This is a genomic window from Dyella mobilis, from assembly GCF_016904945.1.
Lineage (GTDB): Bacteria > Pseudomonadota > Gammaproteobacteria > Xanthomonadales > Rhodanobacteraceae > Dyella_B > Dyella_B mobilis.
Genome location: NZ_JADIKF010000039.1, coordinates 71,864 through 95,283, shown reverse-complemented (window position 1 = coordinate 95,283; position 23,420 = coordinate 71,864). Strand labels below are relative to the sequence as shown.

Here is a 23,420-nt window from a genome sequence, read left to right as displayed (position 1 = left end):
AGCCGGCCCCTTGCGGGACCGGCTCGATGCAGCAAGTACAAAATCGGCGTAAATCAGTTGAACGACGCGCCGATGGTGACCATCCAGGTACGCTCTTCGAGGATCGAGTAGGTCGCAGGCGAGTAATACTGACCCAGCTTGTTGTTGCCGCTGGCATCGGAGGTACTGGCCAGGAACGGGTTGCTCGAAGCCCAGGTGAACGCCTGGTGGTTGGTCAGGTTGAACAGGTTGAGCTTGACGTACGGCTTGTGCAAGAAGCTGCCGAAGTCGGCGAAGTTGTAGCCCGCATCGAGGTTGAAGGTCGTATAGCCACCCACCTGCTGGGTGTTGGACCAGTCGCCCCACACGGCACCGCGATACTTCGCATTCAGATTGGCCCACACCGAACCTTCGTGGAAGTACAAGCTCATGTAACCGGCATTGAGCGGCGTGTTGGTGAGCGTCTTGCCGCGGGTGTAGTAGACACCGTCGTTGCCGGCATCCACGTTGTCTTGCTGGTGAGCGATGGTGTAGGTGTACGAACCGTACACGGTGAACATGTCGTTCAACTTGACGCTGGCTTCACCGTTGAGGCCGCGCATGTGGATGTCGGGCAGATTGGTGTAGACCGTCAGGCCGCTGTTGTCGTCGTAGCCGCTGACCTGCTTGTTGTGGAACACGGCTGCATACGCATCCACGCTGGCCGACACGCGGTCGGTGTAGAAGCGCCAGCCCAGGTCGCCGCTGGTCGAGGTTTCCGGCTTTTCGATGGCGCTGTACTCGTGGCCCGGATACGGATCGATCATGGCAAGCTGCGCCGCCGCACCGTTCTCCATCAGCGCGCCGTTGACCGGCGTGCGGAACGAGCGGCCTGCACCGAAGAAGATCTGGTTGGCATCGTTGATCTGATACTTCGCGCCGACCGTGGGCGACCACTTGTGGTACGTGGCAGCCAGCTGACCACCGTATTGCTGGTCATAGAGGGGACCGTAGGTCGCGCCTTGATATTCCAGGTCATAGCCCTGGCGCTTGGCCCAGATGTAGGCGATGCCGGCCGTCAGCGTCAACGCATCGGTCGGGGTCCAGGTGTTGGTGGCAAACGCCTTTTCGGTGGTGGTAGTGGTGTACTCGTTGTAGAGGCGCATCGTTTGACCGTTGGGGTAACGGATCACGTCGGTGTTGCCCCAGATGTCGCCCACGCCGCCATCCTGGGGGCTGACCAGCGAATAGACTTCATCCTGCTGTTCGCGCGGCTTTTCCCACCACACGCCGTAGACCAACGTGTCGTTGCTGCCGAAGTCCTGGCTCAGCTTGGCGATCACGCCCGGGCGATAGGTATAGGACTGGTTGATGCCGTAGACGATGCCCTTGGTGCCGTTCTTGACGATGCCGTCGCCGTTGAGGTCGGCATCGACGTAGCCGAACTCGTCGTGGCCGGCAGTCGACTCGGTGAAGAGGCTGGCGCCGCTGCCGCCGCCCGAGCCGTACTGGAAGTAAGGCACCACCGAGAGATGCAGGTTGTCCGTCAGCGTGAACTCGCCGTCGGCGCTGAACAGCGCGCTCTTGAACGGATTGAAATGCAGGCCGTAGTAACAAGCATTGTACGGCGCGTTGGGTCCGCAATACGCCGAAGCGGTTTGCTTGGTGTTCTCCGGAACCGCCCAGTAGCTGGAGTAGTTCTGGTCGTACTGCTCGGCCGCCTGCTGCTTGGTCAGATGCATGTAATCGGTTTTCGTTTCCCGGTTGTACTGCATCGAGAAAGACACCGAATTGCGATCATCGATGGTCCACAGGGATTTGCCGTCGACCTTGGTGATCCTTTGCTTGCCCGGACCGTCCCAGATGCTGGCTTCGTTGTCCGAGTAGGAAATCCACGAACGCACCGGACCCAGGTCGCCCGTGTTCAGGCGGACGAAGGTGCGGTGGTAGCTGTTGCCGCCCAGCGTCTGGCTGAAGTCGACGCCACCGGTGTGCGAAGGATCGATGGTCGCCCAGCCGATCGAGCCGCCGGCCGCACCCGAAATCGGCTGATCCACATCCGGCCAGCCCTGCTGGACGGTGATGTCGCCCATGTTTTCGGTGTCGCCGTATTCGCTGGCGTAAACCTGATAGCTACCGCTGTCGTTGATCGGCGCACCATTGACGGTCGTGCCGATTTCGTCGCTGGTGAAGCCGCGAATGGTGTAGTTGCCGTCGTTCAAGCCGGTGAAATCGTCGGTGGAGGTGATCACACCGGGAATGCTCTCGATCGCCTGAGTGAAGTTGGCGCCGGGTGCAGCCTGCTGAATGGCCTGGCGAGTGATGGTCGACACCGCCTTGGGAGCGTCCTGTTCGGTCATCAGACCGCCGCCCAGCGCCGGCTCGACCGCCGACACCTTCACCGTATCCAGCTGGCGCGCACTCTTGGTGGCAACCGCCGAGACCTTCGACGTGCTGGACACGGAGGCCTGAGGTGCCGAAGCCGACTGGGCGGTGCTGGTGGTGGTGTTTTGGGTGGCCTGGGTATCGTTGGCGGTCTGCGCCATCACGACACCTGCGGACATCCAACAAGCCATTGCTATCGCTGCAGAAAGATGCGTACGTTTCATTGAGAGCCCCATAGTCCTGATTGTTAGTTTCGATATTTCTCTGGCACCGCTTTTCGTGACTGCCCGAACAGCTCTTACGACACTCGACCCTCAGCTCTTGCGAGCTGTTGCACGTGCTGCTTCATCGACACAAAACGAGGCTCGGGCTCATGACAATGAGCCTCGTGAAACCTCTTTGTGGAACCTTCGGTTTTGTGATTTCTTGCGGAACGAGGTGGAAGGGCCTCGTCCCCTATACACAACCTTGGATGAAAACTTCACGTGTAAACGGGCGATGCGTAGGCGTTATCTGCAATCCCTTTCGGACACCAGACAGGGGAAAGCCGCCACGATTCTTAGCGATACCTTAGTAAGATTACACGTATCCCTTACAATTATTTTACAGAATTGTCTCAGTCGAGGCATCTCTACCCCAACAGGTCCAGGCCCGGCTTCAACCGCAACGACCTGGCCTGAAAGCAAAAAGCCGCCCGAAGGCGGCCTTTTTTGCGCAGGGTTGGGTCCCTTGCCTGGTTAAGCACCCTTACCTAGGTAGCGGGCACGCTTGGCTGCCTTCAGCCGAGAAAGGTCGAGCAATACCAAGCCGTCGACGCAACCGGAAAACCCAGGATCTTCACCAAAATCAAGGAATTGGATGCCATCCGGTTCCATCAGGTCGACGTATTGGCGATACAGCACCGGCAAGCTCACCCCAAGGGCATCCAGATGGTGGCGCAATTTACCCAGGCCACTGACCGAATCCAGGCCTTCCAGCTCGCGGCGCACCCCTTCAAGCACGTCTGCCGATACCTTGAACGGCTGGCGGGCCGAAGCCAACCCGGACACACCGAAATAATGCTGGTGCGCGGCAGCAATCCACTCGCGCGCCTGCCGGGGTAGGCTTACCGACATGCTCACTGGACCGAACACATAACGCAGATCCGGATGGCGTTGCAGGTATAGGCCAATGCCCTGCCAAAGCTGATCCAGTGCACGCGAACGCCAATAGGCCGGAGCAACAAAGCTGCGCCCAAGCTCAAGACCTTGCGCCAGGCGCGATTCCAGCGTTGGTGAATAATTGAACAAACTGGCGGTGTAGAGCCCCGCCATGCCGCGCTGTGTGATCAGGCGGCCACCATGACCGAGGCGATAGGAACCAACGATACGCAATACCTTCGGATCCCACAGCACCAGGTGCTCGTAGTGCGCGTCGTAGGCATCCAGGTCGCGGCGGGTATTGGTACCCTCCCCGACCTTGCGAAAAGTGAGTTCACGCAGACGGCCTATCTCGCGCAAGGCGGCACCGTCGGTAGACCCGCGCAAAACCAATATCTGCTTGCCGTCAGTCAGATCGGCCAGTTTTTCGCATTGCGACAGTTCCATCGCAACTCGCTCGACGGGCTCCGGATGCGCCAGCGGCACCTGGCCGCCGAAGATCAGGCCACGACGGCGGCCGATACGATAAACGTGTCGGCGCATCAGGTCCGCAGCGCGCTGTGGCGATCCTTCGCTGCGCGCCTCCATTTCTTCGGCACTGACCAACGCGCCGACGCTGAAACCGATGCGACTCACATTGGTCGCCACCGCTTCGCGCGGCAACATCGCGGTGCTGAGCGGCTTGGCCAACATCGACAGGCCATAGAACATGGCTGAGTTGCGCGCCGCCACGTGAATAGGCAGTACCGGCACCTTGCTGCGCATGGCAAGCCGCGCAAAGCCATCGGCCCAACGAGCATCACGCACGCCGGCCGGCCCCATGCGCGACACTTCGCCAGCAGGAAAAACAATTAACGCTTCGCCACGATCCAGTGCGCGATAGACATTGCGCAAACGCGAGGCTGCACCGCCCCCGAACACATCCACCGGCAACAGCAGCGGCCCAAGTTGTGGAACGGCTGCCAGCCAGTCGTTACCAAGAATACGAACGTCCTGGCGCACCGAGCCAACCAACTGGCACAGCGCCATGGCATCCAGCATGCCCAGCGGATGGTTGGCGACGACGAGCACGCCGCCTTCGACGGGAATGTTTTCCCGCTCGCGCTGCACGACGTGGTAACTGCACCCTAGAAGATCGAGCACCTTGTCGACGAAGTCGAAGCCCTTGGTATCTGCAAGCCGATCGAGCACACGGTTGAAACCTGCTTCGTCGGCGAGACGACCCAGCATGCCCGCCACAGGCCGACGAATCATCGGGTGCTGGGCAAGCCAGGGCAGACGCTCGGTAAGGGCCTGTTCAACGTGAAGCATGACCGCCTCCCTTGGTTTTAATGCATGTTGCCGATCAAGTGTGACAACTGCGCGAAAAAGCGCGGTCAAACCTTACTGGATCGCAAGAATACACGATGGACGGCAGGCGATTTCTTAAGAGCCCGTCAAGCCGCCTCAGGCGGCGACAGAAAATTCCGTTCAAACCGTCAGATGCAGGTAGGACGCAATGCCACCCAGGAACATTTGCACCGACAAGGCGATCAGCAACATGCCCATCACGCGCTCCAGCGCGGTGAGCACACTTTCGCCCAGCCAGCGGAAAAGATAGGTGGAGCTGAGCAGAATCACCGCCGTGGCAAACCAGGCGCCGAGCAGCGCGGTGGCCCAGTCCGCCGTGCGGCCGGGCTGGGTATTGGTAAGCAAGAGCAAGGCGGCCATCGCCGAAGGACCTGCCACACCGGGGATCGCCATGGGCACGATGAAGGGCTCGCCCTCTCCGCTGCCGCCGAAAATACCGCCGCCGTCGGCCGGCGGAAACACCATGCGGATGCCGATCAGGAACAGCACGATGCCGCCGGCAATGCTGATCGACTCCTGCCGCAATTGCAGCAGCTTGAGAATGAGCTGACCACCCATCAGAAACACCAGCAGTACGGCCAGCGCAATCAGCAGTTCGCGCACCATCACCGCACGCCGGCGCTTGGGCGATACGCCCTTGAGCAGACTCAGGAAGATCGGGATGTTGCCGAGCGGATCCATGATCAGGAACAGCAGGATTGCTGCCGACAACGTCGTCATCTGCGTTTCCATTCCACCCCCTGTTTCAACGCACACGAGTGCGGCTGAGCGCCGCGGGACGTGATCATGCCACGCGCAGATCGAGCACGGCACCGCGCGCAGCAGCGGCGCGATCGCTCAGTAGATAGACCACCGCTTCGGCCGTGGCATCCGGCAGCGGATGCTCCAGGGTGTTCTCGCCGAAATATGCCGTGCGACGCAACGTCGTGCGCATCGGTGCAGGCAGGATGGCGTGCACGCGGAATGCACCGCTGTCGTGTTCGTCGTGCAGGATCGCAACGAAGCGCTCCAGCGCGGCCTTCGACACACCGTAGGCGCCCCAGTGTGCCCGCTGCACGAGCTCCGGATTGTCCAGCACGAATACCGCTGCGCTGTCCGGTGCACGGGTGAGCAGCGGCAGGCAGGCCTGGGTCAGCGCAAACGGTGCCGACACATTGACGTGCAAGGCACGCAGCCACGCATCGGGCTTGTGCATGGCCAGCGGAGTAAGGCCCGCGAAACTGGCCGCGGCATGCACGATGCCATCCAGTCTGCCAAGGTCGCGCTGCAGGCCGTCAGCCAAGGCTTCGTAATCCGTCGGCGTGGCGGTTTCCACATCGAGCGGATGAATCACCGGCTCGCGCAGGCCTTCCTTGACCATCGCATCGTAAAGCTGTTCCAGTTGACGCTTGCGCTTGCCGGTGATCACCACTGTGGCGCCCGCACGCGCAGCCGCGCGCGACACGGCGCTGCCCAGCCCGCCATAGGCGCCGGTGACCAAAATCACGCGTCCTTCCAGGGTGTTGTCGGATGATGTCCAGGTGGCGGGCAAACGATGCAAAGGCAGGCTCATGCGTGACTCTCGCCGGCGACGTCGTTGGCCATGCGCGCCAATTCGCCGGAAGCTTTCAAATCTTCGACGATGTCGCAACCACCGATCAGCTCGCCCTGAATGAATAGCTGCGGGAAGGTCGGCCAGTTGGCGTAATGCGGCAGCGCGGCGCGGATTTCCGGATCGGCCAGCACATTGACCGCGTGAAATGCGGCACTGGCTTCCTTCAACGCCTGAGCGGCACGGCTGGAAAAGCCGCACATCGGAAACTCGGGCGTGCCCTTCATGAAGAGCACGATCGGGTGCTCGGCAAGCACTGCCTTGATTCGCTCGTTGACGTCCATAAGTTCCGATTCATCACTACAATGCAGCAGATCGATAGTGTACCAGCCGCCCCGGCATCCCAACCGGACCGGCCAACCGTCTTCCTCAGCCAACGCCCAGGAGTTACCCATGGCGATCGAACTTCCCCCGTTGCCCTACGAAAAGAACGCCCTCGAGCCGAACATCTCGGCCGAAACTCTGGAGTTCCACTACGGCAAGCATCACCAGGCCTACGTGACCAACCTCAACAACCTGATCAAGGGCACCGAGTTCGAAAGCGCCGCACTGGAAGACATCATCAAGAAGTCCTCCGGTGGCGTGTTCAACAACGCGGCACAGATCTGGAACCACACCTTCTACTGGCACTCGATGCGCAAGCCGCTGGAGCACAACGCTCCGACCGGCAAGCTGGCCGACGAGATCAACAAGGCCTTCGGTTCGTTCGACAAGTTCAAGGAAGAGTTCGCCAAGTCCGCCACCGGCAACTTCGGCTCGGGCTGGACCTGGCTGGTACAGCGTCCCGACGGTTCGCTGGGCATCGTGAACACCTCCAATGCCGCCACCCCGATCACCGGCAGCGACAAGCCGCTGTTCACCATCGACGTGTGGGAACACGCTTATTACATCGACTACCGCAACGCACGCCCGAAGTACGTGGAGTCGTTCTGGAACCTGGTGAACTGGGACTTCGCGGCGAAGAATCTCGCCTGATCCCCGTGTCTCCTCCTCTCCCCCGCGGGGGAGAGGATTGAGGCGAGGAGACACTCCTGCACGGAGCCGCAATCGGAGCTCGCTTCGAGATTGGCAAAAGGCAGGGTGCTCCCCCAACCTCAGGCCGCCCGGAAGCGGACGGCCCGGTCAGTCCGCCAGCAGGCGCACCGCTGGCATGGCCTGCTCTTCGCGCGTCAGCGCACGCGCTACGTCACCGATACGTGCAGCAAGCGTGGCTGCGTCCTGCGCGCAAACGGTGGCATGCCCCACCTTGCGCCCCGGCCGCGACTGCTTACCGTAATCGTGCCAGTGCCCATCGGTCGCACGGAGCACCGGCGCGGCATCCGGCAACTCGCCGATCCAATTGAACATCACCGAGAAACCGCGTGCCGAGGTATCGCCCAAGGGCAGGCCCAGCACGGCGCGCACGTGATTCTCGAACTGGCTGGCGATGGCCCCTTCGATGGTCCAATGGCCGGAATTGTGCACGCGCGGCGCCATCTCGTTGCCCAGCAGCTGGCCGTCCTTGACGAACAATTCCAGCGCAAAGACCCCGACGTAGCCCAGACGCTCGGCCAGGATGCGCGCCAGTTCTTCTGCGCGCTGCTGCAGGGCATTCACCTTTGGAGCCGGCGCCAGGCTGAGACTCAGCACGCCATCGGTGTGCCAGTTCTGGGTCAGCGGCCAGATACGAAAGTCGCCGTTGCGGGCGCGCACCGCCAGAACGGAAAGCTCGCGCTCGAAAGGTACGAAAGCTTCCAGGATCAACCCATGCGCCGTGGCCTGCGCGCCAAGTGCCGCCCACGCGGCATCCGCATCGGCGAGCTGCTTGATGCGGAACTGCCCTTTGCCGTCGTAGCCCAGGCGGCGCGTCTTCAGAATGGCCGGCGCACCGATCGAAGCAAGGGCACGGTCCAGGTCTTCGCGCGTATCGACCGCGTGGAAAGCAGGCGTCTCAAGACCGCATTCGCGAAACAGGGTTTTCTCGGCTAGGCGATCCTGCGCCACCGCCAGCGCGCGCGGATCGGGAAACACCTGCACGCGCTCGGCCAGCCAATGTGCCGTTTCCGCGGGCACATTCTCGAAATCGAAGGTCACCACGTCGACTTCGGCCGCGAATTTTTCCAGGGTCGCGTAATCGGTCCAGTCGGCCAGCCGCAGCGGTGCCACCTGCCCGGCGCACGCATCGGCGGCGCTATCGACCACCAGCGTATTCACGCCCAATGGGGCAGCGGCCAGGGCCAGCATGCGGGCCAATTGCCCGCCACCAAGAATGCCGAGCACGGGTTGCTTGCGCACGGTCACGTCCGCGGGTCCGGGTGATCCAGGACCGTCTGGGTCTGGCGGGAGCGAAAAGCCTCCACCGCCGCCGCCAGGGCAGGATCGTGCAAGGCGAGCACGGCAGCCGCCAGCAGGCCTGCGTTGACCGCCCCCGCCCGGCCAATCGCCAGCGTTCCCACCGGAATGCCGGCCGGCATCTGCGCGATGGAAAGTAGCGAATCCATACCGTTGAGCGCCTTGGACTGCACCGGCACACCCAGCACCGGCAAGCGCGTCTTGGCCGCCAGCATGCCGGGCAAGTGCGCGGCGCCGCCGGCACCGGCGATGATTACCTGAATGCCGCGGCCCACGGCCTCTTCGGCGTACTGGAACAGCAAATCGGGAGTACGGTGGGCGGAGACGACACGCACCTCGTGGGCGACGCCCAGCTCCTGTAGCACATCGGCCGCATGCGTCATGGTTTCCCAATCCGAACGCGATCCCATCACCACCCCTACCCGCGGTGCTGCCGTTGTTACCGTCATGGCCCGGTCGTCCAAAAGGGGATATTGTACGTGCTTCCCCGCACTGCAACGATACCCGCCCTGCCCCATGGACAAGCGCCTGCTCGACATTCTCTGCTGCCCGGTAAGCAAGACGCCGGTGCGCCCGCTCAACAGCAGCGAACTGCACGCGCTCAACCAGGCCATCGACGCCGGCCAGGTGGTCAACGTGGTGGGCTCGTCGGTACAAACCCGGCTCGGCGAGGGGCTGATCACCGTGGACCGCAAAGTGGTCTACCGGGTCGAAGACGGCATTCCGGTGATGCTGCCCGAGGAAGGCATCGGCACCACCCAGCTCAACGATTTTCCAGCGCAAGCTTAAGCTTCTCTTACGTAAATACCTGCCACCCCGGCCTGGCCTGAACGGCAAAGCTGAATTTGTTGACGCCCGGCATAGCAGGGCGACGCGTTTTCGCTTATGTTCAAGGGATCAGCCGGCCAACCGTCGTTCTTAGTAAATCCGGCCAACCACAGGGGTGTGGCGGTGAATCAAGCCAACGAGCCATCCAATATCGTCAATCTCAGCCAGCGACTGGACCCGTCCAGTGGCCGTGGAGGCGACTTGTTGAATGCTGTCCGGAGCATTGCCACCCGCCGCCTGCAGCAGTACATCGGCAACATGTTCGAGCACGTCGATGACGCCTTGTTCGATCTGGCCGAGAAGGCCGAGAACAATGCCGCGCAGATGCATTACTTCGACGGCATGCGCGAAGTGCGCAAGCGCCGGTCGGTGATCGAGCGCGGTTTCCTGGCCCAGGTATCGCGCGAGCTGAACGACTTTGTGAGCGGCACCCGCTCCCCCCCCTTGCCCGGCACCTCGGCGCCCGCGGTCGGATCGATCGAGCTCTCGCTGGTCGCCGACAACGAGCTGGAAGAATCGCTGGCCATCACCAGCATGATCGGCAAGAACGAGACCCGCCTGGCCCGCGATCTGTTCGCGGTAAACCAGCGGCTGTCGGTGATCTGCGGCGGCGTGAAGATCGAGGACGCCACCAACCCGATCGGCCCGGCCCTGCTCTCCCAGGCATTCCGCCAGGCGATGCGCGAACTCAGCGCCGACATGCGCGTGAAGCTGATCATCTACAAGCTGTTCGATCGCTACGTGATGGCGTCGCTGGATGAGCTGTACCAGGAAACCAATGCCGAACTGATGCGTGCAGGCGTATTGCCGCAGCTGCGTCACGAGGTGGTGCGCCAGGGCGGCGCTTCGGCACCCGCCGGCGCGGCCGGTGCCGCGGGCGAAATGCCTGCACCCATCATGGCCGAGGACAGCGAAGCCTCGGCCGAATTGCTGCAAACCTTGCGCACACTGTTCGGCGCACGCCGGGCTCATCCGAATGTGCCGCTTGCGGCCATGGCGCAAGGTCCGCTGCCCACCGCCAACGAATTGATCGGCGCACTCAGCGTGCTGCAGAGCCAGGCGGCCACCGTACCCGTCATGCCTCTGTCGGTCGGCAGCAGCAGCACCCTGGATATCACCCAGCAGGTGCTGCAACTGAAAGAACAGTTGCTGTCGCAGTTGGGCTCGCTGCGCGGCCAGCGCCCGGGCCAAATCGCCACCATCGACGAAGATACGATCGATCTGGTCGGCATGCTGTTCGAGTTCATTCTCGAAGACCGCAATCTGCCGCCGCAAATGCAGGTGATGCTGGCGCGCCTGCAGATTCCGTATCTCAAAGCCGCGATTCTCGATCGCAAACTGTTCGCCCATCGCCAGCATCCGGCACGCCGCCTGCTCGACGGGCTGGCCGATGCAGCCAAGAGCTGGTCGGAAGAATCGGACCGCGACGGACGCCTGCACGACACCATCAAGGGCATCGTCGAGCGCCTGTTGCAGGAATTCGACGACGACATGACGTTGTTCGATCGTCTGTCCGCCGAGCTGCAACAGTTCCAGGATTCCAACCGCCGCCGCGCCGAACTGGCCGAGCAGCGCGTTGCCGAATCCACCCGCGGCCGCGAAAAGCTCGAGCAGGCACGCCGCCGCGCCGCACGCGAAATCCTCAACCGGATCGGCGACCACGTCCTGCCGCCACTGATTCACGGCGTGCTGTCGCGCGCCTGGGCCAATTACCTGGTGCTCACCATCCTGCGCCAGGGTGAGGAGTCCAGCGAATTCCGCGAAGCCTTGCGCTTCGTCGACGCCTTCATCGCCAGTACCAAGCCTGCTCGTACGCCGGAAGCCAAGCGCGACCTGCGCCAGCTCCTGCCCGGCATCGAGCGCGCATTGCGCAAGGGCCTGGGCAACGTGGCGTTCCAGGAGGCCGATATCGAGCGCCTGCTCGGCCAACTGCACACGTACTATCGGCAGCAGCTGGGTGAAGCGGCGCCGGCGACGGAAGCGGCACAGGCCGCCGAAAGCGCGCCGGCTCCCTTGCCCATTCCCGAAAGCATCCAACCGCTTACCGAGAACGTGGCCGACCTGGAAGACGACCCCACCCAGGCCGAGCCCGAGGCAAGTGCCATCGCACCCGAAGTGCGCGAACAGCTCGAGCACGTCAGTGCGCTCAAGCCAGGCAGCTGGCTGGAGTTCAACGGCGATGAGGAACCGCACTTCGAGCGTGCCAAGCTGTCCTGGATCAGCCCGATGAGCGGCCGCTACCTGTTCGTCAATCGCCGCGGCCTGAAGGTGGCGGATTATTCGCCGTACGAGCTGGCCACGGTCATGGCCGAGGGTCGCGCTCGCGTGCTGGCCTCCAATGCACTGTTCGACCGCGCGCTGGATGCTATTGTTGACCGATTGAGCCACGAAGACGGCCGCACCAGCGATACGGAATGACTACTGCTCTACGCTTCACCCCGCCCGATCAGGCAACGATCAACGCCGACGTGGACCGCGCCTTCGCCGAAGATCTCGGCAAAGGCGACGCCACCGCCAGCCTTCTGCCCGCCGACGCACAGGCCACTGCGCAGCTGACCTGCCGCGAGGATGCGGTGATCGCCGGCATCCCCTGGTTCAACACCTGCGTGCACAAACTCGATCCCAAGGCACAGATCGAGTGGCGCGTCGATGATGGCGACCGGGTCGCGCCGGACAGTGTGATTTGCGTGATCCACGGCGATGCTCGCGCCCTGGTCAGCGCGGAGCGCTCGGCACTCAATTTCCTGCAATTGCTCTCCGGCACCGCCACCAACACGGCCGCTTATGTCGCCGCGGTCGCCGGCACCCGGACGCGTGTGCTCGACACCCGCAAAACCGTGCCGGGCATGCGCCTGGCGCAGAAGTACGCGGTACGCTGCGGCGGCGGCCACAACCATCGCATCGGGTTGTACGACGCCATCCTGGTGAAAGAAAACCACATCATCGCCGCCGGCAGCATCGCCGCAGCGGTGCTGGCGGCGCGTCAGCTCCACCCCACCCTGCTACTGGAGGTGGAAGTGGAAAATCTCGACGAACTGCAGCAGGCATTGGATGCCGGCGTCGATCGCGTGATGCTCGACAACTTCACCCTTCCGCTGATGCGCGAAGCGGTTGCGCTCGCCGCAGGAAGCGTGCCGCTGGAGATCTCCGGCAACGTCGACCTGAGCACCATTGGCGACTTCGCACAAACCGGCGTCGATTACATCTCGGTCGGCGCACTGACCAAACACGTGCGTGCGGTCGATCTTTCGCTCAGGTTGAAGATCAACTGAGCTTGCAGCTTCAGCCAGTCGCCCACACACTCTGTGCATGGGCGACTTCGCTACCCTTTTCCTTCTGCTGGTGCTCGTTCTCCTGGTCGGCTTGTGGCTAAGGCTCAGCCGTGCCCGCGACCGCGCCATCCAGGAAGCACGTTCCCGCTGCCAGCAGCACGGCCTGCAACTGCTGGACGAAACCGTCGGCCTGAGCGGATGGCGCCTGCGGCGCTTCGGCGACCAGCGCGTGCTGGAGCGGCGCTACAGTTTTGAAGTAAGCATCGACGGCAACGATCGCGAAGCCGGCCATCTATGGATGATCGGCAACGTGCTCACGGCCTTGGTCCTGCCGACCATCGAGCTGTATACGCCGGAGCGGACCGAGGATGCCATCGAGCCGGGGCATGCACCATCCGGGGGAAACATCGTGCCGTTTCGGCCACGGGACCGTGACCGCGATGTGCGCCATTAAACCCACGCATTCGTAGGTTGGATTAGCGAAGCGTAACCCAACTTTTTTTCTCAATGTTGGGGGTTTATTGGATTACCCACAGACCTAGTCCGGGGTAACCCAACCTGCGACCGTAGGCCAGGTGCAGGTTATTTCACTACCCGCAAATGCGATCCGCCGCGCTTGGGTTTGTCGCCATCCGTGGTGGGATCGGGTGCTGGCGGCGAGGGTGGGTTATCGGAAGGGGTATCCCCGCCATCCTCATCGGCCGGAAACATCATGCCCTGCCCGTTCTCCTGGGCATACAAGGCCAGCACGGCCGGGATCGGGATCTGGATGCTGTGGCTGACGCCCGAGAAGCGGGCCTGGAAGCTGATCCATTCGTTGCCCAGGTCCAGGTTGGCCACCGCGCGCATGGCCATGTTGAGCACCACCTGCCCGTTCTTGATCACGTGCGTGGGCACACGCACGCCGCTGCGCGTGGCATCCACCAGCATGTATGGGGTGAGATTGTTGTCGCTGATCCAGTCGTAGATCGCCCGCAACAGATAGGGGCGGTTGGAGGTCATCCCGTGGTCCTGCTGAGTCACCGTAAAGCCTTTTCTTCCGACGTCAAACTGCGAGCATAACCCTGACTGTGGAACAAACGCTCGCCATAATCCATGATCGGCTTGCCTTCGCGCCCCAGCTCCACGCCCAGCGAAGGTAGCCGCCAGATCACCGGGGTGACCAGGCAGTCGGCCAGGCTCATCTCCGGATTGAGGAAAAACTTGGAGGCCTTGAACAAAGGCAGGGCAGCCAGCAGTTGCTCGCGCAGGCGCTTGCGGGCCAGGTCCGCCGGCTTGCCGCCGGCCCGGATGTGCTCCACCTCCGACAACCAATCTCGCTCTATCCTCACGGCCGCCAGCCGCAGCCGCGCGCGGGAGAGCGGGTCGATGGGCATCAAGGGCGGATGCGGATAGCGCTCATCCAGGTATTCGCACACCACCGAGGTGTCGTACAGGGTGAGGTCGCGATCCACCAGGGTCGGCAAGCTGTGATAGGGATTGAGGTCGATCAGGTCTTCCGGCGGCTTGGCCGGGTCGACCTGGACCAGATCGTAAGTAACCCCCTTAGCTGCCAGCACCAGCCGTACGCGGTGACACTGAATGTCATCGGCCGCGGAGTACAGGGCGAGTACTGTCCGGGAACGGGCGTTCTGGACCATGCACTTGTCTCCCCATTTTTATAGGCGATCGCCAATGAGGGCCTCAGCCCTCACGTGGCGATCACAAATCCCTTCAGTGAACGTCCTTCCAATATTCCTTCTTTAGCAGATAGGCCAAAAAGGTGAAAGCCAGCAGGAACAAAACCACCCAGATGCCGTAATGGCGCCGCTGCAGCGCGGCCGGCTCGGATACGTATTCCAGGAAGTTGGTCAGGTCGCGGGTAGCCTGCTGGTACTGCTCGGGAGTCATGCTGCCGGGATGTTCGAGCTTGAGGCTTTCGATCGCCGGGTCGTCGCCCGCCTTGGCCGGTTTCATCACCGGCACCTGCATGCCTTGCAGCTCCCACAACGGGAACGGCATGGCGGCATTGGGCAGGATCAGGTTGTTCCAGCCGATCGGGCTTTTGGGGTCGAGATAAAACGAGTTGAGGTACGCAAAAACCCAATCCGGACCCTTGGCCGATACTTCCAGCGACAGGTCCGGCGGTGCCTTGCCGAAGAACTTCTGCGCATCGTCCGCCGGCATGTGCGAAATCACCGGGTCGCCGAATTTGGCGCCGGTGAAGTTGAGGTTGTTCATCACGTCGTCTTCGGTCAGACCGAGGTCGTCCGCGATGCGCTCATAGCGCATGTACTTGAGCGAGTGGCAGCCCACGCAGTAGTTGAAGAACAGGTGGGCGCCGCGTTGCAGCGAGGCCGTGTCGCGAATATTGGTGCCGGCCGAGGGCAGCTCCGGCCCTTCGGCCATCGCGCCCGTCGTGCCAAGCAGCAGGCCGAATGCCAGCGCGAAAATGGATATGTAGCGCTTAGTCATGCGTCGTCACCCGTTCCGGAACCGGCTTGGTCTTTTCCCAGCCAAGATGCGTATACAGCCACATGAACACGAAGAATCCGAAGTAGACAAACACCAGCACGCGGCCGAATACGTTGTCCCACTGGGTGATGTCGATATCCTGGCCGAACAGCTTCGGAAACAGCTCGTCGGTCATGTCGGTGCCGATCAGCGCCAACCCCAGGAAGGCCAGCACGAACAACGTCAGCGCCACCTTGTAACCGGTGCCGCGATAGCGCACCGACTTGACCTTGCCCACATCGATCCACGGCAGCGCGAACAGCAGCGCGATCGAGCCGAACATGCCGAGCACGCCCCACACCGCCGTGCCCATCGCCGAAGGAATCATGCGCACGATCGCGTAGAACGGAGTGAAGTACCACACCGGCTTGATCTGCAACGGCGTCACCAGGTTGTTCGCTGCAATCGAGTTGTCGTGCTCGAGGAACCAGCCGCCCAACGTAGGCTGGAAGAAGATGATGAAAGCGCCGATGGCCAGGAACAGGCCCACACCGACCAGATCCTTCACTGTGTAATACGGATGGAAGGGAATGCCGTCGGCCGGCTTGGTGGGATCCCAGCGATTGCCCTTCGGGCCATGCTTGACGTCCACGCCGTCGGGGTTGTTCGAGCCTACCTCGTGCAGCGCCGCCAGATGCAACACCACCAACAGCAACAGCACCAGTGGCAGCGCGATCACGTGCAAGGCGAAGAAGCGGTTGAGCGTAGCGTCGGCCGGCAGGAAATCGCCCATGATCCATTGGACCAAGTCCTTGCCGATCTTCGGGATAGTACCGAACAGCGACACGATCACCTTGGCGCCCCAGAACGACATGTTGCCCCACGGCAACACATAGCCCATGAATGCCTCGGCCATCAGCACCAGGAAGATCAGCATGCCCAGCAGCCACACCAGTTCGCGCGGCCGCTTGAACGAGCCGTACAGAATGCCGCGGAACATGTGCAGATAGATCACCACGAAGAACAGCGATGCGCCGGTGGAATGCATGTAGCGGATCAGCCAACCCCACTCCACGTCACGCATGATGTACTGCACCGAATCGAACGCGCCTGCCGCGCTCGGGTTGTAGTTCATCGTGAGGAAGATGCCGGTGACGATCTGGTTGACCAGCACCAGCAAGGCCAGCGAACCGAAGTAATACCAAAGGTTGAAATTCTTCGGCGCGTAGTACTCGGTCATGTGCTTGCGATACACCGGCATCAGGCCGGGCGCACGCTCAGTAACCCACTCGCCAATATTGGAGAAGACGTTTGCCATTACGCTGCCCCCTGCGGATCGACGCCGATCTGCACCGTCGTGTCGTCGATGAAGTGATACGGCGGAATCTCCATGTTCTTTGGCGCCGGCACTCCCTGATAGACACGGCCTGCCATGTCATAGCGCGAGTGATGGCAGGGGCAGTAGTAGCCGCCTTGCCAGTTCGGGTCGAACGGCTCCGGCTTCATCTCGCCCACGAAATTGGGCACGCAACCCAGGTGCGTGCAGATGCCGATCATCACCAGCCATTCGGGCTTGATGGAACGGGTGTCGTTCTGCGCGTATTTCGGCTGCTGGTCCACCGAGGAGCCATCGGACTTGGGATCGACCAGCCGAGGGTCCTGCTTGGGCAACGAAGCGAGCTGCGCGGGCGTGCGGTTGACGATGAAGATCGGCAGGCTGCGCCACGCCACGATCAACTGCTGTCCAGGCTCGATTTTCTTTAACGACTGGGTGACCGGAGCACCAGCCGCCCGGGCTCTTGCACTGGGTTCCCACGACTTGATGAAAGGCACAGCTGCCGCCACTACACCTACTCCCCCCACTACGGCGGTAGTCGTAGTGAGAAAGCGGCGGCGGCCTTGATCGACGACTTCGTTCGCCATCAGGCTCTCCGGTACTTGCATGCCATTGAGAATGCAGAAACCAGATACTGCCCTGCGGACGAAAAAGGTTGCGCTTCGCCGACCGCCCCAGGATCGTGCCCCTGCAAAAATCGCGTTACCTTACAAAAATCACGTTAGTCTAGTCTCAGGTTCAGCACCCTACAATAAAACCGCACGGGCGGTCACGTCGCTCCGCCACACTCCACGCAACGGTTACGGATCGCATTACGACATGAAGCATGCCGCCGGCATCGTCGCTTTTATTGCCCGCTTCGTGGTGCTCGGGTTGGCGCTTGCATTCGTCATCAGCCTGATCTCGCCAGGCGTAGGCGATCGCCTGCGCGCGCATTTTGGATTCCAGCGCACACCCGCCGCGACGTCGAGCACGATCGCACCGCCCGCTTCCGCCGCCGTCCATGCGCCAGCTTCGTACGCCGATGCCGTGACCAGGGCTGCGCCTTCGGTGGTCAATATTTACGCAAACAAGCTCGTCACCGAACAAGCCGTGCAAATGTTCACCGATCCGCTGATGCAACAATTGTTTGGCGGCACGCCGGCAGGACCACCGGTGCCGCGCACCGAGCAGAACCTGGGATCGGGGGTGATCGTCAGCCCCGAAGGCTATGTGCTTACGAATAATCACGTGATCGCCAATGCCGATGACATCCAGGTACTGCTGTACGACGGCCGCGTCGCCAAGGCCAAACTGGTCGGCGCCGACGAAGAAACCGACCTGGCCGTGCTGAAGATCATCGACGCCAGCAACCTGCCGGTCATCCAGATGGCCGATGCAAAGAGTCTGCGCGTCGGCGACGTGGTGCTGGCCATCGGCAACCCGCTCGGCCTCAACCAGACGGTGACCATGGGCATCATCAGCGCCATCGGCCGCCAGCTGAGCAACAGCAGCCCGGAAGACTTCATCCAGACCGACGCCGCCATCAACCTCGGCAACTCCGGCGGTGCGCTGGTGAATAGCAATGGCGAGTTGGTGGGCATCAACACGTTACTGATCGGCAAGGCGGCAAATGCCGAAGGTATCGGTTTTGCCATTCCTGTCGATACCGCTACGAACGTCCTGCGACAATTAATCGCAACCGGACACGTGATCCGCGGCTGGCTTGGCGCCGATTACGGCTTCGTGCCGGTGGCGGCGGACAGCGGCCTGCCGGCGGCGGCACGTGGCGCGCAAGTCAAGGACATCTACCCCAACGGGCCGGCCGCCGCGGCGGGCCTGCAGGTGCACGATATCGTGCTGCAGCTGGGCGATGACAACATCCGCGATCCCGGCGACCTCCGCCGCCGCGAGGCGGCTCTCAAGCCTGGCAGCAAGGTGGAGGTATCGGGCCTGCGTAACGGCGTCCCGTTCCACTTGATGCTGACGGTGGTGCAGCGTCCGCCCCAGGCCCCCACCGCCGCCGCGGCAGCGAACCCGGGCAACAACGTCGACGGCTGAGCCTCAAAGACTCGCCGTGGCCGGCGGATGCAAGGCCTTGCTGTAACGCTGCAGCAATTCGCCCACGCGCTCCACGTAGACCTGCGTCTCGGCGAACGGCGGCACGCCGTTGTAGTGCTGCACCGCGGCCGGACCGGCGTTGTAGGCTGCGGCAGTAAGCCGCACGTTGCCGTTGAAATTCTTCAGCAGCAAGCCGAGATAGCGGGCGCCGCCGCGGATGTTCTGGGCGGGATCGAAAGCATCCAGCACACCCATGTCGTTGGCCGTGCCGGGCATCAACTGCATCAGGCCCTGCGCGCCTTTCAACGACATCGCGCGCGGATTGAAAGCGCTTTCGGCATGAATGATGGCGCGGATCAGCGCTTCGTCGACGCCCGATTCCACGCTCGCATCGTGGATCACCTGCGCATAGTCGGTGAGGTCCAGGTGCACCGTGCCCCAGTTGATCGGCGAGTGCAGGTTGCACGCCATGCAGGTGGCGATATAGCTGAAGAGCTTGGTGACGTTGTGGGCCAACTCGCCGGCAGGCTGGATATTGGTGTACTCCACGCTGCCGTCCTTGCGCACCACCCGATAGACCGCGCCACGCAACACGCGGTTGTCCGGCGAATCCTGCAAGGCCGCCGATGCCAGGGAAGCCGGCAGCGCATCGTTCGACTGGCTATACGTCCACTGCCCCGGCCTGCCGCCGGCTAGCGATGCGAGGGATAGCGTGCGTGCCGTGGTTTCAACGCCACCCTGCACGCGGTCCAGCGACACCACCATCGGCGAAATCGGCTGCGCCGTGGTCTCCGCCCAGCCCGTCACCCAGGCCAACGATGTCACCTCTTTCGTTACCCCATGCCGCGATGCCGAGCGTGGCGCCGAAGCAGCATATGAGCCCATCGGTTTGCAGTCGTGATAACCCGCGGTGCTGCTGGTGAACACAGCCTCCCCCTGCGATCCGGTGCAATGGAACATCGCACCGGCCCGCGCGGGCGCCGAACCCAGCAAAAGCAGGATGAGCGCGCAGCCGAATACGGCCTGGAACAGGACAATCACTAAGGCAGGGAGGCGCGGTGCCTGGGAGCCGGCGCCTCCCCTTTGGCGTACGGCGACGGGCATGGCGGCAGTTTGCCCCGATGTCGGAGCAGAGCCAAGTCTAAGTGCATGATTTCGTGAGCCAGAACAAATCCGTCCTGGCGAATGCCCGCTCCCCCAATGAGCCTGCGCGGCTAACGGCGTCACATGATTGCCCCCTTATCCTCTCCCTGGAGGGGGAGAGGGGGAAAGCGCCTCCACCCCCGCAAGTGCTTGATCTGCCGAACGCTGTCAGTAGCAGCCCGCGTCCTGGACTAGTACAATATTTGGTTCGGCGCAAGCCGCGCCCGCCCCACTTTCCACGGTACCCAGCGCCATGACCGGCAAGCTTTTCATCAAGACCCACGGCTGCCAGATGAACGAGTACGACTCGGCCAAGATGGCCGACGTGCTGAAGGCGTCGCATGGCCTGGAACTGACCCAGGACGAGTCGGAAGCGGACGTGATCCTGGTCAATACCTGTTCGATCCGCGAAAAGGCGCAGGAAAAGGTATTCAGCCAGCTCGGCCGCTGGAAGGAATACAAGCAGGGCGGCAAGCCGGTGCTGATCGGCGTGGGCGGCTGCGTGGCCTCGCAGGAAGGCGAGGCGATCATTAAGCGCGCGCCCTACGTGGACCTCGTGTTCGGTCCGCAGACCCTGCACCGTCTGCCCGAGCTGATCGAAGCCAAGCGCGCCACCGGCAAGCCGCAGGTGGACATCAGCTTCCCCGAGATCGAGAAATTCGACCGCCTGCCCGAGCCGCGCGCGGAAGGCCCCACCGCTTTCGTCTCGATCATGGAAGGCTGCTCCAAATACTGCTCGTACTGCGTGGTGCCCTACACCCGCGGCGAGGAAATCAGCCGCCCGTTCGACGACGTGATCGTGGAAGTGGCGCAGCTCGCCGACCAGGGCGTGCGCGAAGTGATCCTGCTCGGCCAGAACGTCAACGCCTACCGTGGTCCCACGCACGACGGCGGCACGGCGGATCTTGCCGTGCTGATCCACGCCATCGCGCAGATCGAAGGCATCGGCCGCATCCGCTTCACCACCTCGCATCCGCTGGAGTTCTCCGACTCGCTGATCGAGGCCTATGCCAACGTGCCGCAACTGGCCAACTTCCTGCACCTGCCGGTGCAGGCAGGTTCGGATCGCATTCTTGCGGCAATGAAGCGCGGCTACACGGCGATCGAATTCAAGCAGAAGATCCGCAAGCTGCGCGCGGTGCGCCCGGACATCTGCATCTCGTCGGATTTCATCGTCGGCTTCCCCGGCGAAACGGATGACGATTTCGAAAAGACCATGAAGCTGATCGACGACGTCGGCTTCGACCAGAGCTTCTCCTTCATCTTCTCTTCGCGCCCCGGCACCCCGGCCGCCAACCTGCAGGACGACACGCCTGCCGCCGTGAAGAGCGAGCGCCTCGCACGCGTGCAAGCCGTGCTCAACGCCAACGCGAAGCAGATCAACGAAGCCATGGTCGGTACCGTGCAGCGCGTGCTGGTGGAAAAGCCGAGCAAGAAGAACCCGAACGAGCTCACCGGTCGCACCGAGAACATGCGCTACGTGAATTTCCCCGGCCCGAGCCGCCTCATCGGGCAGTTCGTGGATGTGGTGATCACCGAGGCGATGACCAATTCGCTGCGCGGACGGATCGGTAGCGCGGACAGCCAGGCTGCCTGAAACACGCATGGCCGCGAATGCCACGACTCCTGATGGGCGCATCTGCGTGATGCCTTACCAGGACCGGTATTTCGAAGCCGCCACGGGCCTCATTGTTGCCATCCAGCGCGACGAGTTCGGCTTCGACATCGACCTTGCGCGGCAACCGGATCTCTCGAGCATTCCGGCGTTCTACCAACGCGACGCCGGGAATTTCTGGGTAGCGCTGCACGATGACGAGGTGGTCGGCACAATTGCCTTGAAGGATATCGGCGGACACCAGGCGGCCCTGCGCAAAATGTTCGTGGCAGCCGATTATCGCGGAGCCCAATGGCGCGTGGCCGCGAAACTGCTGGAAGCTGCCACGGACTGGGCGAAGCAGCACGCCGTGCGCAACATCTTTCTCGGCACCACGGAAAAGTTTCGCGCCGCGCATCGCTTCTACGAAAAGAACGGCTTTGCGCAGGTTGAAAAAACGTCATTGCCCACGAATTTTCTATTCATGCCGGTAGACACCCGCTTCTATCGGCTCAACCTCCGACACATCTCATGAACAACGGCTTGAACCAACGCGATTTCGCCCTCGATCCGGAAGACAACGCCCGGCTCGCCAACCTGTGCGGCCCGTTCGACGAACACCTGCGCCAGGTGGAATTGCGCCTGGGCGTGGAGATCGATCACCGCGGCAACCTGTTCCAGGTGATCGGCGAGGAAGGCGCAACCCATGCCGCCGAAAAGGTGCTGAAGTCGCTCTACGCCACCAGCGAGAACGAATCCCTCACCGGCGCCAAGATCCACCTGCATCTGGCCGAATCGGGCATCGATGCAATCACCGAAGAGGCCGCCGAAAGCGCGCAGGAAGTCACCATCAAGGTGAAGCGCGGCGTCATCAAGGGACGCGGCCCGAACCAGGCGCGCTACCTGCACGCCATCACCACCCACGACATCAGTTTCGGCGTGGGGCCGGCGGGTACCGGCAAGACCTATCTCGCCGTGGCAAGCGCCGTCGAAGCGCTGGAAGCCAACCGCGTGCAGCGCCTGCTGCTGGTGCGCCCGGCGGTGGAAGCCGGCGAAAAGCTCGGCTTCCTGCCCGGCGATTTGTCGCAGAAGGTCGACCCCTACCTGCGCCCGCTGTACGACGCGCTCTACGAAATGCTCGGCTTCGAAAAGGTTGCCAAGCTGATCGAACGCAACGTGATCGAGATCGCTCCGCTGGCGTATATGCGCGGCCGCACGCTCAACGATTCGTACGTGATTCTCGACGAAGCGCAGAACACCACGGTCGAGCAGATGAAGATGTTCCTCACCCGCATCGGCTTCGGCTCGGTGGCGGTGATCACGGGCGACGTCAGCCAGGTCGACCTGCCTCGCCACGTGCGTTCGGGCCTGCGCCACGCCGTCGAAGTGTTGCGCGGCGTGGACGGCATCAGCTTCACCTTCTTCACTTCGCGTGACGTGGTGCGCCATCCGCTGGTGGCCAAGATCGTTCGCGCGTACGAAGCCTTTGAAGACGCCAACGAAGAGAAACGGGAAAATGGCGCCAAATAATTCCCCGCACGTCGTGCATCTCAGCTACGGGGTGGAGCGCAAAGGGCTGCCTTCCGCGCTCAGCTTTCGCCGCTGGGTGGACGCTGCGCTGGCCGGCGCGAAGCGGCGCAAATCCGCCGAACTGGCCATCCGCATCGTCGGCACGCGCGAAGGCCGCAAGCTCAATCACGATTACCGCGATAAAGATTACGCCACCAACGTGCTGTCCTTTCCGGTGGAATTGCCGCCCGGCATCACGGTGCCGCTGATCGGCGACCTGGCCATCTGCGCACCCGTGGTGAAACGCGAGGCCGCCGAGCAGGACAAACCCGCCCAGCATCATTGGGCGCACATGACCGTGCACGGCGTGCTGCATCTGCTTGGCTACGATCACATCGAAGATGCCGAAGCCGAAACCATGGAAGCGTTGGAAAAGCGCATCCTGGCCAAGCTCGGCATCGCCGATCCCTATGCTGTAGAAAAAGAATAAACGCGCCAGCGCCAAACTAAA

At 62.4% G+C, this 23,420-nt stretch carries 23 protein-coding genes; 10 read left to right on the top strand and 13 right to left on the bottom strand.

Features of this window, described 5'->3' with window-relative positions:
- Window positions 1-53 precede the first annotated feature (53 nt).
- The 5 genes from ISS99_RS11185 to grxD all read right to left on the bottom strand — a co-directional run bounded on the left by ISS99_RS11185 (window position 54) and on the right by grxD (window position 6,707).
- Entirely contained in the window at window positions 54-2,522 is a 2,469-nt protein-coding gene (locus ISS99_RS11185) for a TonB-dependent receptor (RefSeq protein WP_239537908.1), read from the bottom strand.
- 558 nt (window positions 2,523-3,080) lie between these two features.
- Entirely contained in the window at window positions 3,081-4,793 is a 1,713-nt protein-coding gene (gene olsF, locus ISS99_RS11180; protein WP_204631711.1) for a bifunctional ornithine lipid synthase OlsF, read from the bottom strand.
- Window positions 4,794-4,952: 159 nt separating this feature from the next.
- Complete coding sequence (locus tag ISS99_RS11175; protein ID WP_204631710.1) at window positions 4,953-5,552, bottom strand: YhgN family NAAT transporter; 600 nt, start codon at window positions 5,550-5,552, stop codon at window positions 4,953-4,955.
- Window positions 5,553-5,616: 64 nt separating this feature from the next.
- On the bottom strand, window positions 5,617-6,384 hold the full coding sequence (locus ISS99_RS11170) for an SDR family NAD(P)-dependent oxidoreductase (protein ID WP_204631709.1): 768 nt from the start codon (window positions 6,382-6,384) through the stop codon (window positions 5,617-5,619).
- On the bottom strand, window positions 6,381-6,707 hold the full coding sequence (gene grxD / locus ISS99_RS11165) for a Grx4 family monothiol glutaredoxin (RefSeq protein WP_204632641.1): 327 nt from the start codon (window positions 6,705-6,707) through the stop codon (window positions 6,381-6,383). The genes ISS99_RS11170 and grxD overlap by 4 nt, the downstream gene beginning before the upstream one ends.
- A 109-nt stretch (window positions 6,708-6,816) precedes the next feature.
- Between grxD and ISS99_RS11160 the strand changes: the two genes are divergently transcribed.
- Entirely contained in the window at window positions 6,817-7,398 is a 582-nt protein-coding gene (locus ISS99_RS11160) for a superoxide dismutase (RefSeq protein WP_204631708.1), read from the top strand.
- Window positions 7,399-7,545: 147 nt separating this feature from the next.
- On the opposite strand, the gene ISS99_RS11155 is transcribed toward ISS99_RS11160, so the two are convergent.
- Both ISS99_RS11155 and purE read right to left on the bottom strand, forming a co-directional pair.
- Window positions 7,546-8,703 carry a 5-(carboxyamino)imidazole ribonucleotide synthase gene (locus ISS99_RS11155; RefSeq protein WP_204631707.1) on the bottom strand — a complete coding sequence of 386 codons (1,158 nt, stop codon included), beginning with the start codon at window positions 8,701-8,703 and terminating at the stop codon, window positions 7,546-7,548.
- Window positions 8,700-9,203, bottom strand: coding sequence for a 5-(carboxyamino)imidazole ribonucleotide mutase (gene purE / locus ISS99_RS11150; protein WP_204631706.1), 504 nt, complete (start codon window positions 9,201-9,203; stop codon window positions 8,700-8,702). Before purE ends, ISS99_RS11155 begins: the two co-directional genes overlap by 4 nt.
- A gap of 67 nt (window positions 9,204-9,270) precedes the next feature.
- Between purE and ISS99_RS11145 the strand changes: the two genes are divergently transcribed.
- The 4 genes from ISS99_RS11145 to ISS99_RS11130 all read left to right on the top strand — a co-directional run bounded on the left by ISS99_RS11145 (window position 9,271) and on the right by ISS99_RS11130 (window position 13,308).
- A complete protein-coding gene (locus tag ISS99_RS11145; protein ID WP_204631705.1) occupies window positions 9,271-9,543 on the top strand; it encodes a Trm112 family protein in 273 nt (90 codons plus the stop codon).
- Between the two features lie 162 nt (window positions 9,544-9,705).
- Window positions 9,706-12,000 carry a DUF1631 domain-containing protein gene (locus ISS99_RS11140; RefSeq protein WP_204631704.1) on the top strand — a complete coding sequence of 765 codons (2,295 nt, stop codon included), beginning with the start codon at window positions 9,706-9,708 and terminating at the stop codon, window positions 11,998-12,000.
- Window positions 11,997-12,854, top strand: a complete 858-nt coding sequence (nadC, locus tag ISS99_RS11135; RefSeq protein ID WP_204631703.1) for a carboxylating nicotinate-nucleotide diphosphorylase — start codon at window positions 11,997-11,999, stop codon at window positions 12,852-12,854. The genes ISS99_RS11140 and nadC overlap by 4 nt, the downstream gene beginning before the upstream one ends.
- Window positions 12,855-12,891: 37 nt before the next feature.
- The gene (locus tag ISS99_RS11130; RefSeq protein ID WP_204631702.1) at window positions 12,892-13,308 is read left to right on the top strand and encodes a DUF3301 domain-containing protein; all 417 of its coding nucleotides are present in this window, start codon (window positions 12,892-12,894) and stop codon (window positions 13,306-13,308) included.
- Window positions 13,309-13,436: 128 nt separating this feature from the next.
- Here ISS99_RS11130 and ISS99_RS11125 read toward each other — a convergent pair whose 3' ends face one another.
- The 5 genes from ISS99_RS11125 to petA form a co-directional block, all read right to left on the bottom strand.
- Window positions 13,437-13,856, bottom strand: a complete 420-nt coding sequence (locus tag ISS99_RS11125) for a ClpXP protease specificity-enhancing factor (protein ID WP_204631701.1) — start codon at window positions 13,854-13,856, stop codon at window positions 13,437-13,439.
- Window positions 13,857-13,873: 17 nt separating this feature from the next.
- Window positions 13,874-14,494 carry a glutathione S-transferase N-terminal domain-containing protein gene (locus ISS99_RS11120; RefSeq protein WP_204631700.1) on the bottom strand — a complete coding sequence of 207 codons (621 nt, stop codon included), beginning with the start codon at window positions 14,492-14,494 and terminating at the stop codon, window positions 13,874-13,876.
- Window positions 14,495-14,567: 73 nt separating this feature from the next.
- Complete coding sequence (locus ISS99_RS11115) at window positions 14,568-15,308, bottom strand: cytochrome c1 (protein ID WP_204631699.1); 741 nt, start codon at window positions 15,306-15,308, stop codon at window positions 14,568-14,570.
- Window positions 15,301-16,605 carry a cytochrome b gene (locus ISS99_RS11110; protein WP_204631698.1) on the bottom strand — a complete coding sequence of 435 codons (1,305 nt, stop codon included), beginning with the start codon at window positions 16,603-16,605 and terminating at the stop codon, window positions 15,301-15,303. Before ISS99_RS11110 ends, ISS99_RS11115 begins: the two co-directional genes overlap by 8 nt.
- Window positions 16,605-17,210, bottom strand: a complete 606-nt coding sequence (petA, locus tag ISS99_RS11105) for a ubiquinol-cytochrome c reductase iron-sulfur subunit (RefSeq protein ID WP_204631697.1) — start codon at window positions 17,208-17,210, stop codon at window positions 16,605-16,607. The genes ISS99_RS11110 and petA overlap by 1 nt, the downstream gene beginning before the upstream one ends.
- A gap of 232 nt (window positions 17,211-17,442) precedes the next feature.
- On the opposite strand from petA, the gene ISS99_RS11100 reads away from it, so the two are divergent.
- A complete protein-coding gene (locus ISS99_RS11100) occupies window positions 17,443-18,663 on the top strand; it encodes a S1C family serine protease (protein ID WP_204631696.1) in 1,221 nt (406 codons plus the stop codon).
- A gap of 3 nt (window positions 18,664-18,666) precedes the next feature.
- Here ISS99_RS11100 and ISS99_RS11095 read toward each other — a convergent pair whose 3' ends face one another.
- Entirely contained in the window at window positions 18,667-19,488 is an 822-nt protein-coding gene (locus ISS99_RS11095) for a lytic transglycosylase domain-containing protein (RefSeq protein WP_338081585.1), read from the bottom strand.
- Window positions 19,489-20,059: 571 nt separating this feature from the next.
- Here ISS99_RS11095 and miaB point away from each other — a divergent pair.
- Genes miaB through ybeY form a run of 4 tightly spaced genes read left to right on the top strand, consistent with a single transcriptional unit; the run spans window position 20,060 to window position 23,399 of the window.
- On the top strand, window positions 20,060-21,403 hold the full coding sequence (miaB, locus tag ISS99_RS11090; protein WP_204631695.1) for a tRNA (N6-isopentenyl adenosine(37)-C2)-methylthiotransferase MiaB: 1,344 nt from the start codon (window positions 20,060-20,062) through the stop codon (window positions 21,401-21,403).
- Window positions 21,404-21,410: 7 nt separating this feature from the next.
- On the top strand, window positions 21,411-21,935 hold the full coding sequence (locus tag ISS99_RS11085) for a GNAT family N-acetyltransferase (RefSeq protein WP_204631694.1): 525 nt from the start codon (window positions 21,411-21,413) through the stop codon (window positions 21,933-21,935).
- Entirely contained in the window at window positions 21,932-22,930 is a 999-nt protein-coding gene (locus ISS99_RS11080) for a PhoH family protein (RefSeq protein ID WP_204631693.1), read from the top strand. The genes ISS99_RS11085 and ISS99_RS11080 overlap by 4 nt, the downstream gene beginning before the upstream one ends.
- Window positions 22,917-23,399 carry an rRNA maturation RNase YbeY gene (ybeY, locus tag ISS99_RS11075; protein ID WP_204631692.1) on the top strand — a complete coding sequence of 161 codons (483 nt, stop codon included), beginning with the start codon at window positions 22,917-22,919 and terminating at the stop codon, window positions 23,397-23,399. The genes ISS99_RS11080 and ybeY overlap by 14 nt, the downstream gene beginning before the upstream one ends.
- Window positions 23,400-23,420: the final 21 nt, after the last annotated feature.